Below are 18,056 nucleotides of genomic sequence, written 5' to 3'. Positions count from 1 at the left end.
AACTGACGACAACCACAACCCGGAGAGTGAGATGGAAAGGGTAACTGACTTGAATCCTTCGGCACTGGTCGCCCTGGCGGTGACCGAAGCCTTCCCTGAACAATCCTATGGCGCCGTCCCCATGGTCGAGCAGTCCGATGCGGTTGAAGCGTATCTGGCCTTCGATGAGGGGGTGCTGGCCGAAGCGCCGCTTGCGTTCGAAGCGTACATCGGGCGACTTCGATCCGAGCGGTACTGATGCAGGTCCGCTCGCGAGACGTTCGTCGCAACCGCCGGTTCCGAAGAAGACGGTCAGGAACGGAACGAACACAGGATGCCTCATCGAAGCAAGCGCGCTCACCGGCGCGGGCCGTAAAACCCGAGGTCAGGGTTTCGGCCACATCCGGTGGAATGACTGAAAGTTTCATCAATCCTCAATCCAAGGAGATCATCATGTCTTACCCATTGAAATCGATTGTGCTGGCGTCCGCCGCCGCGCTGCTGATCCACAACCCGGCTTTCGCTGTGGACGAATACAACGTGTCGAAGGGCGTCACGCTCGACGGCGTGCCCCTGGGGCTTCGCGGTGTGGATACCGTCGCTCTGTCCCGTGTCGGCGCGGTGGCGCGGGGCACCGCCACCCATACCGTCCTGCACGACGGCAACGCCTACTACTTCGCCTCGAAGCAGTCGGCGGAAACGTTTACGAAAAACCCGGAAAAGTACCTGCCCCAGTATGGTGGCTACTGTGCGTTCGCCGTGGCGCTGGGCAAGAAACTGGACGGCGATCCGCGTTACGCGGACATCGTGGATGGAAAGCTCTACCTGTTCGTCAACGATGCGATCTTCCAGAAGTACCTGGAGGATCCGCAGAAAACACTGAAGACGGCTGAGAAGCGTTGGCCGGAAATCCAGCACAAGGCGGTCGGCGACCTGCTCTGATCACCTCCCTTCGGCGCGGCCGGCAAACGTTGCTGCCGGCCGCGTCGTTTCTTGTTGTCTCCTCCATGAAACCCTGCGAGGCGGGTGGAAGGGACTCAAGGGACCGGCCCGACAACGGGCGCTGTGGCATCAGGCCGGTTTGGAAAACTCGCGTTTTCGAAGCAGCGCTTCGACGAAGCGTGTCCGCCACCGGGTAATGTCGTTCCTGCGCAGCACGTCGATCATGTCGGCATGGCGCTGCTTGCGCTCCTCGAGCGGCATGGCCAGCGCGGTCGCGATTCCGTCCGCGACGTCGTCCCGGTCGTACGGGTTGACGATCACGGCGCTTTTCAGTTCGCGCGCGGCGCCGGCCAGGCTCGACAGCACCAGCATGCCCGGGTCGGCGGGGTCCTGCGCGGCCACGTATTCCTTTGCGACCAGGTTCATGCCGTCACGCACGGGCGTGACCAGCCCGACTTTCGCGTGCCTGAAAAAGCCCATCAACTGGTCGCGGGAAATGCCCTTGTTCAGATAGCGGATGGGCACCCAGTCCGATTCGGCGAAGCGGCCGTTGATGCGTCCCGAGGTGCGCTCGAGCTGTGAACGGATCTCGTCGTAGGTACGTACGCCGGTCCGGGTGGGCGGCGCAATCTGCATCATCGTGACGTGGCTGCGGGTGTCGGGGTAGCGTTCGAGCAGACGCTCGTAAGAGAGCAGACGCTGTTTCAGCGCCTTGCTGTAGTCCAGCCGGTCGACGCCGATGATCAGGTCCCGCCCTTCCAGGCTGCGGAACATCTTCTTCACTTCTTCCGTGCCTGTCGCGGCTGCCGCCAGATCCGTGATCTGAGCGACATCGATCCCGATGGGGAAAACGTCTGCGATCAACTGCCCGCCGGGTACCCGGATGACGTGGTCGTCGAGGAAATCCGCGCCGATGATGGGTTCCCGCACGCAGGTTTCGAATGCGGCCAGGTCTCCGGCCGTGTGAAAGCCGAGTACGTCGTAGGCGCACATGGCGCGGAGCAGATACTCGTGACCGGGTACGGCGCGAAATGCTTCGTAGCTGGGAAAGGGAACGTGCAGAAAGAACCCGATCGGATTGGTCACTCCGGCGGCACGCAGTTCCGAGGCGAGCGGGATCAGATGGTAGTCGTGAACCCAGATGATGTCGTCGGGTCGGAGGATGGACATCAGCTTGCGCGCGAACACCGCGTTGACCCGGCGGTAGCCCTCGAAATCAGCCGCGTCGTACTGAATGAAGTCGAGCATGTAGTGGCATACCGGCCACAAGACCCGGTTGCTGTAGCCATTGTAGTACTGCTCGTAATCGACCTCGTTCAGCGCGATCGTCGCGTAGTCGATGTTTTCCTCGGTGATGACTTCCGGGTCGGTCGCTTCGCCGTCGGTCAGTTTGCCGTTCCAACCGAACCAGACTCCGCCGTGTTCCTGCAGGGCGGCCAGAACGCCCACGGCCAGCCCACCGGCGGCGGCCCCTTTCTTCTTCGGGCGGGCAACCCGGTTCGATACGATGACCAGTCGCTGGTCGCTTGCATCCGTCATGGTCCTTCCGGGTGCTGGTGGCAGACTCCTAAAATACCATGCGGCCGGAACGCGGTTTCGGGTTGTGGCTCAGAGCGCCTCTTCCCATGAGCGGCTGAGCCGGACGGATGCATTGATAATGCCCGCCATGCTGTAGGTTTGCGGAAAATTTCCCCACAGGCCGTTGGTACGCGGGTCGATGTCCTCGGAAAGCAGACCGAGGGGGTTGCGCAGCGAGAGCATGTTCTCGAACAGGTCGCGCGCCTCCTCCTCGCGGCCGATCGAAGCCAGCGCGACGATGTACCAGAATGTGCAGATGTTGAATGCATTTTCGGGTTCGCCAAAATCATCGGCGGCCACGTAGCGAAACATGTGTTTGCCGCGGCGCAGGTTTTTGCCGATGCATTCGACGGTGGATATGAAGCGGGGATCGGTCGGCGCCAGGAAACCGAAGTCGATCATGGTGAGCAGGCTGGCGTCCATCTCGGGGCGGCCGAAGCTTTCAGTGAAAGACTGCTGCTTCGGATCCCAGGCGCGTTCCAGGATCACCGCCCGAATGGTGTCGGCGTGTCCGCGCCAGTAGTCCGCGCGCTCGCGCAAACCCAGCACCGCGGCGATTTTGGCCAGCCGTGCACAGGCCGTCCAGCACATCATGGCCGAGAAGGTATGCACGCGTTGGCGCCCGCGATACTCCCACAGGCCGGCGTCGGGCTGGTCGAATTTGCGCCGTGCGACTTCACCCATGACCTCCAGGCGGCGGAATTCGGCTTCGCTCGCGGCTCGGGGCATTCGCTTGTCGAAGTACAGCTGGGTCGACGCCATGACCACCGCGCCATACACATCGTGCTGGATCTGCTCGAACGCCTGGTTGCCCCTGCGCACCGGCCCCATCCCCTGGTAGCCCGACAGCGAGTCGATGATGACTTCTTCCATCCGCGAACTTCCGCTGATGCCGTAAAGCGGTTTGAGGTCGTCACCGCCGGCGTCACCGACGATGTTCATGATGTAGCCGAGGAACTGTTGCATCGTTTTGGTAGCGCCGAGGCGGTTCAGTGCCTGGACCACGAAGTAACTGTCCCGCAGCCAGCAGAATCGGTAGTCCCAGTTACGTCCGCTGCCTGCAGATTCGGGTATCGACGTGGTGAGGGCGGCGACGATGGCGCCGGTGTCCTCGAAGGTGCAGAGCTTGAGGGTGATGGCCGCGCGGATGACCGCTCCCTGCCATTCGAAAGGAATCGACAGACCGCGGGTCCACTCGTGCCAGTAGTCCAGGGTGGCCCGGTAGTGCGTGTGGAAGGCGGTTTCGCACGATTCGCGAATCGTTTCGTCCGGTCCCAGGATCAGGTAGATTGGCCGGTCGAGGATGAAGCCGTTTTCCTCCAGCACATGGGTCAGTGATGCGCTCGTGGTCAGTCGCATCACGGTATCCGAGCACACGTAGCGAATGTGGTTGCTGCCGTGGGTCGTCCGGACCGGGGCCGCGCCGTAATCGCTCGCCGGTTTCAGGCGTATTCGGATTCGCGGGCTGCCGGAGACGGGCTCGACGCGGCGCACCAGCATCATCGGTGTGAACATGCGGCCGACATAGCGATAGCGCGGCGCAAAATCGGTGATTCTGATGGCGGCGTCACGGGTGTCGCGCAGCGTCGTGCTCAATATCGCGGTATTGGTCAGGTATTCCTGCTCGCTGGCGGCGAAATTCTGCAATTCGATGCTGAAAAACCCCGGCATCCCGGACTCTTCGTCCTTGCGCAGCAGGCTGCAGAATACGGGGTCCGAATCGAACTGCGGCAGGCAGGTCCAGACCATTTTGGCCTTTTCGTCGATCAATGATGCGATCTGGCAATTGCCGATCACGCCGAGGTTAAGCGTGCTCATATCCGTCCTTTTCAGCGGTTCGAGTCAACGGTCAGGTCAACGGTCAGGTCAACGGTCCGTGTCGGCGCAGATGCCGGCTGCGAACGCGCCGCTCATCCAGCGGCGAACCGCCGCGACATTGTCCAGAGTGTATCGTGCCAGACTGCCGGCGTTGCCGCCGACTCGAATCGAGTAACCGCCGAGTGTGTTGACGTATCGGAATCCGTCTTCATCGGTGACGTCGTCTCCGACGAAAACGGGCCGCCGGTCGGTGAATGGTGGCGAGGACAGAAACCACCGGATCGCTTCACCCTTGGTGTGGGCGCGCGGGGCGATTTCGAGCACCATTTTGCCATCGATCAGGCGGAAGTCTTCACCCAGTTCGGCCAGAATTTCCTTCACCAGGGATCGAGCCTGTGGTTCGTAATCGGGGGCTTTGCGGTAATGCAGGGAGAATCCGGCGGCCTTGCGTTCGCAGAGCAGTCCGTCGGCGCGAGCGACAAAACGGTCAAGCCTCGCAAGCATCCCGGCGGGTAGCGATGGCGCGGGCCGTTTTTTTGTCGCACCGTCGGCGCCGCGCAGTTCGGTTCCGTGGGCCGCGCCGGCCGCGAATCGTTCGGGGCTGAAAATGCGGTCCAGATCCTCCAGGCTGCGGCCGCTGATCAACGCCAGTGCGTGGTCAACGGCGTGCGATGCCGCCCCGAGGGCCTGGATCAGATCCGGATCGGCGGCAACGGCATCGGGATGTTGCTCGATCTCGAGCAGGGTTCCGTCCACATCCAGAAACAGCGCGGTACGCGTGGGATCGAAGGTTTGGGGCGGCTGGTTCACCGAACTCAATTTACAGGCTTTGGTTCAGCTGAAAAAACCTCACGGCTGCGTTTCCAACTCGTTCCATCGGGCGAACGCGGATTCCAGTTCCGCTTCCACTTCGGCCAGATCCCGGGTGACGCGCTCGATGTCTTCGGGGTTGCCGTCGTAAAAGGCCGGGTCGGACAGGGTCTCGGCCAGATTTGACTGCTGCTGTTCGAGAATCTCGATGCGGGCGGGCAGGGCGTCGAGCTCGCGCTGGTCCTTGTACGACAGCTTGCGCCTGCGGGTGGGAGTGGGTGTGGATTCGCGGTCCCTCGGTGCCGCCCTGGCGGGGCTGGATTTCGCGGCGGGTTTGTCTCCCGGCGCGTGCAGGGTGCCGCCACGGGCCTCCCAGTCGCCGTAGCCACCCACGTGTTCGCTCACGCCGCCGTCGCCGTCCAGCACGATCAGGCCGGTCACCACGTTGTCCATGAATTCGCGGTCGTGGCTGACGAGCAGCACGGTACCGTCGAATTCGAGCAGGATTTCCTCCAGCAGTTCCAGGGTTTCGATATCGAGGTCATTGGTGGGCTCGTCCAGCACCAGCAGGTTGGCCGGCTTGCTGAACAGGCGGGCGAGCACGGCACGATTCTGCTCGCCCCCGGACAGTGCCTTGACCGGCATCCGGACCCGGTCGGGACTGAACAGAAAGTCGCCCAGGTAGGAGATGGCATGGCGGCGCCGGCCGTTCAGATCGATGAAGTCCTGACCTTCGCAGACGTTGTCGATCAGGTTTTTTTCGGGATCGAGTTGGCCGCGCAGCTGGTCCGAGTAGGCGATGTCCAGGCGGGTGCCCAGGGTGACCTCGCCCCCGGTGGGCGTCAGTTCGCCCAGCAGGATTTTCACCAGGGTGGATTTGCCGGCGCCGTTGGCGCCCACGATACCGATGCGATCGCCGCGGCGAATCACGGTGGAGAAATCCCGAATCACGACCTGGTCTTCGAATCGGTGACTGACCTGGTCCAGGCGGGCCACGATCCGGCCCGAGCGGCCTGCGTTCTCGACTGCGAAGCTGGCCGTTCCTGTGCGCTCGCGGCGCGCACTTCGTTCTTCGCGCATCGCCTTCAGCGCACGAACCCGGCCTTCGTTGCGGGTGCGCCGTGCCTTGATGCCCTGGCGAATCCAGGCTTCTTCCTGGGCGAGACGCTTGTCGAACAGCTCATTGGCCCGCTCCTCGGCGGCCAGTTCCTGCTCGCGGTGACGCAGAAAGCCCTGGTAGTCGCCCGCCCATTGCGTGAGATGTCCGCGGTCCAGTTCGGCAATGCTGGTGGCGACGTTTTGCAGAAAGCGTCGGTCGTGCGTGATCAGTACGAGACTGCCCGTAAACGCCCGGAGTTGTTCTTCCAGCCAGCGGATGGCGGGTATGTCCAGGTGGTTGGTGGGTTCATCCAGGAGCAGTATGTCCGGACTGCCGACCAGGGCCTGGGCCAGCGCGACCCGGCGCCGCCATCCGCCGGAAAGCGTGGTCATCGGCGCATCGATCGGCAGGCGGAGCTGGCTGATGGTGGATTCGACCCGTTGCTGCAGGCTCCAGCCGTCGCGCGCTTCCAGATCGTGCTGCACCCGGGCCAGGGCGTCCATGTCGGTTTCGCCTTCTTCGAGCAGCAAATGGTGGTACTGGGCCAGCAGCCGCCCGGTTTCGGCCAGCCCTTCCGCGACGACGTCGTAAACGGTTTGAGCGTCCGCGGCCGGCAGCGTCTGCTTCAGCCAGGCGATGCGGGTTTCGGGCCGCACCCAGCGTTCGCCGCCATCCAGGGCCGCGTCGCCGGAGAGCACCTTGAGCAGGGTGGTCTTGCCTGCGCCGTTACGCCCCAACAGGCCGATTTTTTCGCCGGTGCCGACCTTGAGGTCAATGCCATCGAGCAGGGCGTGCGTGCCGTAGTGAAGGCTGGCGTTGTCGAGTCGTAAAAGGGGCATGGGGGTCGCAATGGCCGGAGCGTCGAGGCGCATTCTACGCCACCCGTGACCCCTCCGGATACGGGATTTACCGTGAATACGCTTCCATTGACTGTACCAGGTACCGCAGGCCGCCTCGAACCGCGGCGACCTGGGCCTGAATGCAGTTCTCATCGTCGACGCGGGGACTGTCCGGATACATTTCCGTGGTGGTGACGAAACGTGCGGCCGTCACACCCATGCACAGCCCGAGAGCTCTCGCAGGGTAGGTGATCACGCCCTTCTGCTGGATGGGTTCACCGATGAGCCGGCCGGCGTCATCGGGTGGGGCGATCGCGGTAACCGGTTCCACGGACTCGATGATCGCCCGCTGAAACCCGGGTTCCGGGCGTTCGCTGTCGGCCACGGTGTAAAAGCCGTCCGGAATCTGCCAGACATCCTGCGGTTTGGCGTCGCGCGCCGCCAGCGCCGGCCGAAATTCGGTATTGTCGGTGTCCGTGGTTTCGTGCAGGTCGAAGTGGACGGTGAACGCAATGTCCTGCGTATCGAGCAGGCGTATCACCGCCGCGGCTTCCTCCGAGCCGCCGCTGCCGCTGAAAGAGCGGTTGGGGTCGATGGCGGCCGGGTTCCAGCGATTGATGGTTTCGTAGCCCCAGGGGCTCACACACGGGAAGGCCAGGATATTGACAGCCTCCAGGTAAACCGGAGCCTGCGTGGTCAGAAAGCGGATCGCCCCCTGAACGCCGCTGGTTTCGTAACCGTGGACACCACCGGTTATCAGTATCGAGGGCCGGTCCGGCTCCCAGCGCGTGGACTTGACCGCGATCAGCGGATAGCGGTCCGGCGCCACGGAGAGTGCCCCGTACTCGATGAACTCGAAGTGCGCGTGCAGAGGTTCCAGGCGTTTGAGCACTTCCTGCGCGTACGACCGCCTGGCCTGCTGTGCCTGCCGCCACTCCTTCTTTTCGGCATCGCCCCAGGGTGTACCGGGTGTGCCGATGGGGTAGGTGTCGGTCATTCTCAGAGACCCAGGCGTTCGACAATCAGGGAGACGCTGTCGCCGGAGGTCATCGCGTCGCAATGCTCACTGTTCGGGTATAGATGCCACTGGCGGTTTTCCGCCGGCTGGATGCGGTTGAACACGAATGGGAAATCGCCCAGGGCCCAGTAGAAATCTCCGCCAAACACCGTGTCGGATTGCTCAATGCCCACATTGACCAGGAAGTCGACCCGGTGGTCGATTTGCCAGTCGCCGTCATCGGCGAACCGCATGCTGCTGGCGTTGAACGCCGGCCAGGGTTCGCTGTTTTCATCCGCTCCGCGGATGTCGCAGGCCGTGGTTTTGTGCACGTGGTTGGCGAACGTGTCGTACAGCGCGTTGATCTCCCGGTAAGGACGGGGCGATACGCAGCGGGCCGCTGCACCCAGAGTTTTGCAGTCGGCATCCGTGTGGCACTCCGTGACGCCATCCAGATCGCAATAGCCCCGGTCGTACTGCCGGCGCCCGCAGTGCGCGTTCAAATCCCACATATTGGGTCCGCCGACGAACAGCTGGTAGTCGATGATCGGATCGAGGCCGTGCCAGAGCACCGGCATGAAGGTGGCGTTCGTGCCCATGCTGCAGCCCATGGTGGCGAACACGTGCTCTTCCGACAGTTCGCGGTGGCTCCATGCAATGATGGAGGCGACACGGCGATTGAGGGCCGGGATGGTCGTGCCTTCCGGCGTGCTGCGCGAGTACCAGCCCCAGTGAACCGGGGCGGGGAAGGGCGCCACCACCGCTTCGCCAACGAAGCCGGATTCCCAGCGCACCATGGCGGTCCGGGCCGAGGAACGCCGTTCCAGGTCTGCGGCGACCTCCGCGTAATACCGTGTGCCGCCGGCGCCCGTGTGGATGAACACGGTGGTGTCACCGTCGGCGCTCAGGGTGAGGTGGCCGCCCATGTCGCCGGTCACGTAAGCCAGCGCCGATTTCTGTCGGCCCGGATCGCGGCCGTCCATGATGGCCGGACCCCCGTCCTCCATGACCGCGGGTACCCGGCAGGCGCGCCAGTCGTCACAGCTTTCCCGGCACGAGTACCGCACCCAGTAATCCCCGGTGTCGTCGGGTTCGGAACGGAAGACTTCAAATGCGGATGACGGATTGGCCGGATCGGGCACCCGGCAAATGGTAACGAGGTCGGCAAGTTCTGCGGCAGCCGCCTCGCCCGTGCTGGCTGGCGCGGGGGCTGACGCTGCAGTTTCCGGCTCAGCCGCGGTCTGTGTGTCCGGAGCGGTCCGGTTCTCCGTCGACTCCGGTCCGGCGGATTCGGCTGGAGGCGCTGATTCGGAGCAACCCGTGGCGCCAAGCAGGATGAGCAAGATCGCGGCCGCAGCCCCGACTCCAGTCCTGACCAGGCGGAAGCTCGGCCCGCATGGGGCGGGATGAGTCGGCGCGGACTCGATGCCATTCGGCGGAACGCCGGGTTTCGCATTGCGGTTCATTACCTTGTCTCCTCGGGTTGTCGCCGATTCGTTCGGGTCGGAGTGAAAATCGGTCGTACCGGTCAATGTCCGCTGATGTCGTAGTCGCTGAGGTCGACGTCCTGCATTTTCGCACGCTCGTATTTCGCCTCGCGCGGCAAGGGCACCGTCGCGTCGATACCCATCCGGGTCCAGCGGTCGTTTTCCACCATCGGGTTGAGCCGGTGGCCGATGGCGTCCGGGATGGTGATGACGTCGTGTTCATAACGGCAACGGGTTGCCACGGCCCATTCCACGTCGGCGATACTGAAGATGTCCACATCGGAGTCCACCACCGTCACGGTCTTGAGAAAGGCCAGGGATTCGAACGCGGCGTCGATAGCACGGCGTGGCGTGTCTTCGTCGGTCTTGTCGACCTCTACGACCAGGTTGTAGGGCACGCTGCCGTCCGAGAAATGTACCGCTTTCACCTCGGGTACCTGGCTGCGGATGCGGCCGAATACGCCGGCTTCCGCCACCGAAGAATAAGCCTGACGAACTTCCAGTCCGGACAGGATGGAATGGAAAATCGGCGCTTTGCGACGGGTGATGGCCGTGACCTCCATGACCCAGCGGTCTTCACGCGAGGCGTAATAGCCGGTCACTTCCGCGTACGGGCCTTCCGGTTCGCGTACGCCGGGGAGGATGCGGCCTTCAATGACGAATTGTGCGTTGGCCAGGCCTTCGACTCCCACGGTCTGCGAACGCAGCAAACGGGCCGGTTCGCCGAGGACCTGGCTGGCTATGCCGAGCTCGTCGGTGTCGATCGGTGCCGCGGAAGCCGGTGAGGCGGCCGCAAGGTGGGCGCCAACGTCGACGCCGTTGCTGACGGTGATCTCCAGCGGTTCTCCACGGGCCTCCGCGCGTTTGTAGTAATCCATTACGTGCCCCAGTTCTTCGAGAAGCAGGGTGAAGCGCCGTTTGCCGGTGACCATCATGCGGTGAATCGACAGGTTGCGCACCCCGGTATCGGGATCCCTGGTGATGACTACACTGGAGGTCAGGTAACGGCCTCCGTCACCCAGGGCGTGGTGCGGTATCGGCAGCCGGTAGAGGTCGGGATCGGTTTCGATGACTTCGTTCGCCGGGCCGCTGTCACAAATCACCGGGTCGACGGGCGCTTCCCGCCATGCGGCAATCTCGTCACTGAGTACGAACGGCAGGCGCTCACTGGTGGTGCCAAAAATTTTTGCGACCATGGGCCGATTCCAGTACAGGCCGATCAGAACCGGGTAGTCCTGCCCCTTGATATTCTCGAACAGAACGGCTTTTTCGCCTTCGAAGCGGCGCGCGATGCCGGCGAGCTCGAAATCCTGGTCGATTTCGCTGCGTACCCGTACCAGGTGATTGCCTGCTTCGAGAAACTCGATGTAACGCTGCATGTCTGTCAGGCCGCGTGCTGCTAGGTCCATGGGTGATCTCTCCGAATGGTTGTGATCGTTCGTGGGGCTGGCGATAGGATAAAGTATGCGGCTGTTGGTTTCAGTAGCCGGGCGGGGGGACAAACCTGTGGTTGAACCAATCAGTACGGGAATTGGACTATCGGTGGGCGCCCTGGCGCTGTTGGCGTTGGTGCCAATCGTGGTGGTCGGCATCCTTCTCGTTGGCCTGCGTTGGCCGGCCAGCCGCGCGATGCCCGTCGCCTACCTGAGCTGCGTGTCGCTGGCGCTGCTGGTGTGGGGTGTGCCGGCCGCGACTGTCGCCGCCGCTACCGTCAACGGGCTGATTGTGGCCGCCACCCTGGTATTCATCATCTTTGGCGCCATCGCCTTGCTCAATACCCTGCACGAGAGCGGGGGGCTGCACGCCATCCGTGCCGCCTTCAGCAATGTCTCGCCCGATCGGCGCGTGCAGGTGATCATCATTGCCTGGTTGTTCGGTTCCTTCATCGAAGGCGCTTCCGGCTTCGGTACGCCGGCCGCGGTGGCCGTTCCCCTGCTCGTGGGTCTCGGTTTTCCGGCTCTGGCCGCCGTCATCGCCGGCATGCTGATTCAGAGCACCCCGGTCTCGTTCGGCGCCGCGGGTACGCCGATCCTGGTCGGCGTGGCGACCGGTCTCGGCAACGACCCGGCCGTGAGTGCCTGGGTGCAGCAGTCTGCGTTGCCGGACTTCGGCGCCTTGCTCAGGCTGATCGCCATCAAGGTCGCATTGCTGCACGCCCTTGCCGGTACCCTGATACCGCTGATCGTCATCGCGGTGATGACCCGTCTGTTTGGCGAGAATCGTTCCTGGCGGGACGGGCTTCGGGCGTGGAAGTTCGCGTTGTTCGCGGCGGTCGCGATGACCGTTCCCTACCTCATCGCCGCCGTGGTACTGGGGCCGGAATTTCCCTCGTTGCTGGGGGGGCTGTGCGGCCTGATGATCGTGATCTGGGCTGCCAGGCGCCGTTTCCTGACTCCGGTCGATGAATGGCAGTTCGCGGACCGGTCGAGCTGGCCTGAGGACTGGTCCGGCCTCATCGATGTCCGCGCCGAAACCGTACCGGATCGCCAGATTGGTCCGGTCGCGGCGTGGGTGCCCTACGTCGTGGTCGCCGGTCTGCTGGTTATCACCCGCGTGGAGGCTCTGCCGTTCAAGGCGTTCATGCAGGGCCTTTCACTGAAGATTCCGGAGCTGTTCGGCACGCACATCTCGGTCAGTGTCGCGCCGTTGTATCTGCCCGGTACGGTCTTTCTGGTGGCGGTCTTGTTCACCGCCTTTTTTCACCGCATGAGCGCGGCATCCCTGGGGCGGGCGATGCGGCGGTCCGGTTCGGCCGCGCTGCGCGCCTCTTTCGCATTGCTGTTCACGGTGCCGATGGTGCAGGTGTTCATCAATTCGGCAGGCAGTGGCGGGATCCAGAGCATGCCAATCGTGTTGGCGGATGGCGTGGCGGCGCTTGCGGGCGGGGCCTGGCCCGTGTTCGCGACATTCATCGGCGGCCTGGGCGCGTTTGTCGCTGGCAGCAACACGGTCAGTAACATGATGTTTTCGTCGTTTCAGTTCGGGGTGGGCCAGCGCATCGGTTACGATCCGTCCTGGATCGTTGCGCTGCAGGCCGTGGGTGGGGCCGCCGGCAACATGATCTGTGTGCACAACGTGGTGGCGGCCTGCGCGGTCGTCGGGATGTTGGGCCGCGAAGGACTGGTCATTCGCAGAACCTTTCTGCCATTTGTTTACTATGCGCTGCTGACCGGCCTGGCCGGATTCGTCATCGTTCTGCTGGACTAGGCCCGTTCGGAACCTTTCGCCGGGCGACAGGCCGGGGGTCGGCCGGCACGACTGCTGCCGTGAATGATCTGATGGCCCCGCTGGCGCGGTCGAGGCTGCGCATGTTGGGTGGTTTGAGGCTACAATACCCGGGTCCAAACCCCGGGTTCGAAGAGGGTTTGCAGTCTACGGGGGCGACGGGGCCTGGTGGCCGGCCAGGTCTGCAAACTTCATTCGGTTGGTGAATGGAGTCCCTGTGTGCATTCGTTCCGACAGGAAGTCCAAGACATGGTGCTGAAGCTACCGTTGCTTGCCCTCGTGTACGTGGTTGTCGGGCTGGCTGCGATGCAGATATCCATTCCTCCCTCATCTGCATCGCCTCTGTATCCATCCGCGGGAATTGCGGTGGCGGCCGCACTGGTCTGGGGCATGCGTGTTTTGCCGGTCATTTTTTTGAGTTCGGTGGTGCACGCTTTGCTCGTCTACGGACCCATCCACGGGCTGCAGAGCTTTGTTATTGTGCTGGCTGTGACCACAGGTGCCGGTGCGGCGCTGCAGGCGGGTGTCGCTGCCTGGCTGGTTCGACGATTCGTCTCGACGGAACCCAGACTCGACAATTTCCGGGAATTCTTCATGTTCGGTCTGCTGGCCGGGCCCATCGCGTGTATTTTGAATGCGACCGTCAGCCTGGCCGGAATGCAAATCCTGGGCATCCTGCCGGCCAGTCAGTTTCCGGTCAGTTGGATTGGCTGGTGGTTGGGTGATTCTGTGGGGGTGTTGATTGCCGCTCCGGTGACCCTGGCGTTCATTGGCCGGCCGCGCAAGGTGTGGGCGCCGAGAGTCGCCAGCGTCGCCATGCCCATGATCCTCGTCACTGCGCTCGTGGCCTGGGGCATTGTCGAGGTTCTGCACTGGGAAGAAGAGAGGCGAAATGGCAATTTCAGGCGGGAGGCCGACCTGTTCGCCCAGGGTCTGAAGGCGCATTTCAGCAGCCATATCGATGCGCTGCGCGCTACCCACGGTTTATTGGAACACGACCCGGATGTCAGCCGGGACGAATTTCGGACGTTTACCGCGCCCTGGCTCGACGAGCAACCCAGTTTGCAGGCGCTGGGGTGGTCCGCGCGTGTCGCTCCCCGCGGGCTCGATGCGTTCGAGCGGCGCGTTCGTGAATCCGGCCGGTCCGGGTTCACGGTATTCAATCGCGATCCGGAGCGGACGCGGCCGGGCCCGGATGAGGAACTGCTGGTTATCACCTACGCGGAACCCGAGCCGGCCAATACGCAGGCCCTTGGCGCCAACACCCTGTCCATCGAAGAGCCAAGCAGAGCCGTTGCCCTCGCCGCGGATTCTTTCGAGCCCGTTGCCACCAGCGGATTTCGCCTGACCCAGGAAACGGACGACCAGATTGGTGTCGTGATTTACATGGCCGTGCGCGGCGCGGCCACCGATACACCGGCCGGGTCGACCCGCGAGTATCTTGGTGTCGTATTCGCCACGTTACGCATGCAGGATGTGATCGATGATGCGATGCGCACGGTCGCAGATCAGTTGCGCATCTGCCTGATGGATGTAAGACCCGATGGAACGGTAATGCGGTTGGCCGGTATGCCGGGTTGCGAGGCGGCCGACGAATTGTCCGGTTTGTCCTACGACCATGCGTTCGCCTTCGCGGGCCGCACCTGGCACACGCGGATTACGGCATCCGCGGGGTTTGGCCGGGCGCAGACCCCGTGGGGTTCGCGATTGTTTGGCGGGGTCTCCCTGCTGACCATCGTGATGCTGGGTGTGCTCCTGTTGTCAATCAGCGGGCGCACCCGGCGTATCGAAGCGGTGGTGGAACAGCGTACGCGCCAACTCAGCGCCGAAGTTACTGAGCGGCGAGCCAAGGAACAGGCGCTGCAGGAGTCGGAGAAACGCTTTCGCAATGTATTCGATCATGCCTCGGTGGGGCTGGCTTATTGTGATTTGAGTGGCCGGGTCCTGCGGGCCAACCCCAGGTTTTGCGAGATCGCGGGACACGATGAGGCCAGCCTGCGGGAGCTTGGCGCGCTCGACATGGTGCACCCCGAGGATCGCAGGTCCGCCGCCGAGGATTTCGCCCGCCTGATCTCCGGCGAGGTCACGCAGATGGAGAGTAAAAGGCGGTACATCCGCTCCGATGGTTCGAGTGCCCAGGTGCGGGTACGGCTCGCCCTTGAGCGTGATGCCGAAGGCGAGCCCCTGCGCGTCGTAGCTGTGGTCGAGGACGTTCGCGAAGAGCTCCTGTTGCAGGAGGCCGAGCGTGCCCGCGAGGTGGCGGAAGCGGCCAATCTGGCAAAAGACGATTTCGTATCGCAGATGAGCCATGAGTTGAGAACGCCGCTGAACGCCATTCTCGGGCACGCTCAATTGCTGGCTCTCGATCGTCGCAAGAGCCTGACCCCCGATCAGTCGGAGCGGGTGAACCAGATTCAGACGGCCGGCTGGTTCCTGTTGGAAATGATCAACGACATTCTGGATCTTTCCCGAATCGAGGCAGGCACCATGCAGGTGGTGCGTGAAACCGTTGACGTCAATGCTCAGGTGCGCGAGTGCCTGTCCATGCTGCAGGAGCAGCTTGCCGACTTCGACATCCGGGCCGACCTGGCCCTCGCTGACGATGCGGCGGCGGTTGAAGCCGACCCCACGCGCCTGAAGCAGGTGCTCACCAATTTGCTGAGCAACGCGATCAAGTACAACGTCAGGGGCGGGTCGATCTCCGTGAGGACACGCCGCCGGGGCGACCGTGTCTATGTTCAGGTCTCAGACACCGGGATGGGCATGACCCGGGCGCAACTCGCCCGGCTGTACGAACCGTTCAACCGGCTCGGCCGTGAAACCAGTGGCAAGGAAGGCGCGGGAATCGGACTCGTGGTCGCGCGCAGCCTGATCCAGTTGATGGACGGCCGAATCGAAGTGCAGAGTACGCCGAACGTGGGATCCAGTTTCACCGTCGAATTGCCCGCGGCGACGCAGCCTTTCGGCCCGGTGCAAGACCAGGAACCGAAACAGGAAGCGGCCGGCAGCGGTGTGCGAGGGCGGGTTTACTCGATCGAAGACAACCTGACCAATGCGGCGGTCCTTCGCGGATTTCTCGCGCAGCGGCCAGGCATTCAGCTGAAAAACTTCATTCGCGGGCGGGAGGGACTCGAGGCGACGATGGCCGAACCGCCGGACCTGCTGTTGTTGGACATTGCCCTGCCCGACTTGGGCGGAATCGAAATTCTTCGGCTCCTGCGTGCCCATCCGGGCCTGGAAGATCTGCCGGTCATCGTGCTTTCGGCCGGGGCCATGGAGCAGGAAATCGAGGAAGCCCGCGCTGCGGGCGCGACAGATTATCTCACCAAGCCGCTCGACGTGGGCCGCCTGCTTTCACGGGTCGACTCGATTCTGGGATCGGATTGACGGCAAGCTAGCGCCGGCCTCGGCCGCGACCGCGTTTGGCGCCTCCCGAGCGTTCAAAACGGACCCTGAGACCGGTTTCACCGCCGGACATGTGGCCGTCGAGCGCGGCTTGAGCGGCGCGGGCTTCGTGGCCTTCCATTTCGATCGTGGCAAAGCCTTTGCAGTGTCCGGTGAAAATATCCGCGGCGACGTTGATCGAGCGCACCGTTCCGTACGTTGAAAACAGCTTGCGAACCGACGATTCGCTGGCGTCTCCGGGTAAATTACCGATAAACAGTTTGAGCATTGGAGTGACTCCGGGGGGCGTACGACGGCGTGGCCGTGCACGAGGGGGAAGGGACCAGAAAAAACAAACCCCGCTGGCGCGGGGTCTGTTCAGTACTTGTTGCGGTGTGAATTCAGGCCGCGACCACGTTGGTGGCCTGGGGGCCTTTGGGGCCATCCTCAACGTTGAATTCAACCTGCTGGCCTTCGGCAAGCGACTTGAAGCCGCCGCCCTGGATAGCGGAGAAATGTACGAATACATCCGAGCCACCATCGGCAGGAGAAATAAAGCCGAAGCCCTTGGAATCATTGAACCACTTGACGGTACCTGTAGCCATTGTTTGTTACCTTCTAATCAAAAAGTGTCCATATTGGACATGGAAAACATTAATTGCATGACTCAATTTGAAGGCTTAGCGCAGGAGATACCGATTCGGAACTTCTGTGTGACCTGGAAAGAGGTGCAACCAATTTGTTACGACGAGGGTGTTAGTCCAACGTCGGGGCGAAGGGTACAGGTAAACCCGGGGCGCGGCAAGTGGAATGTGCGATGACGCCCTTTGATCCGGAAACGCCGGGCGGGCGGTGCCCGGCGATTTTCAAGTCGCGCGGCCTGCCGGAGCGGCAGGGGTCAGCTAGCCGGCCAGGCCCGAATCGAACAGGGCGAGCAGGCGCGTCCAGGCGCGTTCCGCCTGCGGCTGGTTGTGGACCGACGAATCCGGCGGGCACCAGCCGTGGGCGGTACCGTCGTAGACCTCGATTTCCGCGGCGAGACCGGATGCATCGAAACTCCGGGTCAAAATGCCTTTGGCTTCCGGGTCGCGTTCGTCGTCGCTTTCTGCGATGGCAATCAGGAAGGCGGCCTTCATTTGCGGTATCAGCAGATGCGGGCTGGCGGGATCATCCATCACCAGGCGGCTGCCGTGGAAAGTGGCGGCCGCGGCGATGCGATCCGGGCGGGTTGCGGCCGTGCGCATCACCATGGGCCCGCCCATGCAATAGCCGGTGGTGCCCATGCCGCGCCCGCTGTCGACCGCGGACTGGCCGTCCAGCCATTCAGTGAATGCGCTGGCGTCGGTCACATGGGTTTCGGGGGTCAGTGCCCGGGCCATGGGCAGCACGATGCCGCGGGTCGCCTCGTCGGCGAAACTCGCGCCTTCGGACACCACCGGCGCCCGCTGTACGCGGTAGAACGGGTTGACGGTGAGCACGGCGTAGCCGGATTCGGCGAGACGCCGGCCCATCTGCCGGAAAGCCGGACGCAGACCCAGGATATCCGGCCAGACCAGAACGGCGGCGTGTGCGCCGCTGGCCGGATGCGCGAAGTGGGCGTCGGCGATACCGTCCGGCGTTTCGATGTCCACATCCGCCTCGACGATGTCCAGCGCATCAGCGGCGCGTGGCAGCATCAGTGACAACCCGGCGCCGGCAGCCAGGGCACCGAATTCACGGCGCGTCATGTACTTTCTGAGATCAGTTTCGAACTGCTTCGGGTCGCACATCTGCGAATCCTCCCTTTCGGTTGAGTTCTGTGAACCGGTTCTGACTCAACATACTGCATTCATGCGGGCGGCCGTAAAATCCCCAGAGCGCACGAACGGCGAACGTATAACGGAAGTGGCTGGAATTGC

Annotated in this window: 14 protein-coding genes; 4 read left to right on the top strand and 10 right to left on the bottom strand. The window is 63.1% G+C overall.

Features of this window, described 5'->3' with window-relative positions:
• Nucleotides 1-49 precede the first annotated feature (49 nt).
• Nucleotides 50-238, top strand: coding sequence for a hypothetical protein (locus tag V3330_RS02180; RefSeq protein ID WP_354693740.1), 189 nt, complete (start codon nt 50-52; stop codon nt 236-238).
• 194 nt (nt 239-432) lie between these two features.
• The gene (locus V3330_RS02175) at nt 433-921 is read left to right on the top strand and encodes a YHS domain-containing (seleno)protein (protein WP_354693739.1); all 489 of its coding nucleotides are present in this window, start codon (nt 433-435) and stop codon (nt 919-921) included.
• A gap of 129 nt (nt 922-1,050) precedes the next feature.
• Here V3330_RS02175 and otsA read toward each other — a convergent pair whose 3' ends face one another.
• The 7 genes from otsA to V3330_RS02140 all read right to left on the bottom strand — a co-directional run bounded on the left by otsA (nt 1,051) and on the right by V3330_RS02140 (nt 10,958).
• Nucleotides 1,051-2,460 (bottom strand): alpha,alpha-trehalose-phosphate synthase (UDP-forming), encoded by a 1,410-nt coding sequence (gene otsA / locus V3330_RS02170; protein ID WP_354693738.1) that lies wholly within the window; start codon nt 2,458-2,460, stop codon nt 1,051-1,053.
• 69 nt (nt 2,461-2,529) lie between these two features.
• On the bottom strand, nt 2,530-4,317 hold the full coding sequence (locus V3330_RS02165) for a glycoside hydrolase family 15 protein (RefSeq protein ID WP_354693737.1): 1,788 nt from the start codon (nt 4,315-4,317) through the stop codon (nt 2,530-2,532).
• Between the two features lie 48 nt (nt 4,318-4,365).
• Nucleotides 4,366-5,127: a trehalose-phosphatase gene (gene otsB / locus V3330_RS02160; protein ID WP_354693882.1), complete on the bottom strand. Its 762-nt coding sequence runs from the start codon at nt 5,125-5,127 to the stop codon at nt 4,366-4,368.
• A gap of 39 nt (nt 5,128-5,166) precedes the next feature.
• Complete coding sequence (locus V3330_RS02155; protein WP_354693736.1) at nt 5,167-7,065, bottom strand: ATP-binding cassette domain-containing protein; 1,899 nt, start codon at nt 7,063-7,065, stop codon at nt 5,167-5,169.
• A gap of 67 nt (nt 7,066-7,132) precedes the next feature.
• Complete coding sequence (locus tag V3330_RS02150; RefSeq protein ID WP_354693735.1) at nt 7,133-8,062, bottom strand: M14 family metallopeptidase; 930 nt, start codon at nt 8,060-8,062, stop codon at nt 7,133-7,135.
• A 2-nt stretch (nt 8,063-8,064) separates the two neighbouring features.
• On the bottom strand, nt 8,065-9,528 hold the full coding sequence (locus tag V3330_RS02145) for a hypothetical protein (RefSeq protein ID WP_354693734.1): 1,464 nt from the start codon (nt 9,526-9,528) through the stop codon (nt 8,065-8,067).
• A gap of 62 nt (nt 9,529-9,590) precedes the next feature.
• The gene (locus V3330_RS02140) at nt 9,591-10,958 is read right to left on the bottom strand and encodes a UbiD family decarboxylase (RefSeq protein WP_354693733.1); all 1,368 of its coding nucleotides are present in this window, start codon (nt 10,956-10,958) and stop codon (nt 9,591-9,593) included.
• A gap of 97 nt (nt 10,959-11,055) precedes the next feature.
• Here V3330_RS02140 and V3330_RS02135 point away from each other — a divergent pair, with 97 nt between their 5' ends.
• Together V3330_RS02135 and V3330_RS02130 are read left to right on the top strand one after the other, a co-directional pair.
• Nucleotides 11,056-12,756: an L-lactate permease gene (locus V3330_RS02135; RefSeq protein ID WP_354693732.1), complete on the top strand. Its 1,701-nt coding sequence runs from the start codon at nt 11,056-11,058 to the stop codon at nt 12,754-12,756.
• Between the two features lie 267 nt (nt 12,757-13,023).
• Nucleotides 13,024-16,161: a CHASE domain-containing protein gene (locus tag V3330_RS02130; protein WP_354693731.1), complete on the top strand. Its 3,138-nt coding sequence runs from the start codon at nt 13,024-13,026 to the stop codon at nt 16,159-16,161.
• Between the two features lie 7 nt (nt 16,162-16,168).
• Here the strand turns inward: V3330_RS02130 and V3330_RS02125 are convergent, their stop codons facing one another.
• The 3 genes from V3330_RS02125 to V3330_RS02115 all read right to left on the bottom strand — a co-directional run bounded on the left by V3330_RS02125 (nt 16,169) and on the right by V3330_RS02115 (nt 17,927).
• Nucleotides 16,169-16,447 carry an RNA recognition motif domain-containing protein gene (locus V3330_RS02125; RefSeq protein ID WP_354693730.1) on the bottom strand — a complete coding sequence of 93 codons (279 nt, stop codon included), beginning with the start codon at nt 16,445-16,447 and terminating at the stop codon, nt 16,169-16,171.
• Nucleotides 16,448-16,559: 112 nt separating this feature from the next.
• Complete coding sequence (gene cspE, locus V3330_RS02120; protein WP_354693729.1) at nt 16,560-16,763, bottom strand: transcription antiterminator/RNA stability regulator CspE; 204 nt, start codon at nt 16,761-16,763, stop codon at nt 16,560-16,562.
• A 297-nt stretch (nt 16,764-17,060) separates the two neighbouring features.
• On the bottom strand, nt 17,061-17,927 hold the full coding sequence (locus tag V3330_RS02115) for a dienelactone hydrolase family protein (protein WP_354693728.1): 867 nt from the start codon (nt 17,925-17,927) through the stop codon (nt 17,061-17,063).
• Nucleotides 17,928-18,056: the final 129 nt, after the last annotated feature.

The organism is Elongatibacter sediminis (assembly GCF_037892215.1).
GTDB classification, from domain to species: Bacteria; Pseudomonadota; Gammaproteobacteria; order Xanthomonadales; family SZUA-36; genus Elongatibacter; species Elongatibacter sediminis.
The sequence above is the reverse complement of the archived record's forward strand: the minus strand, read 5'-3'. Positions and strand labels throughout refer to the sequence as shown.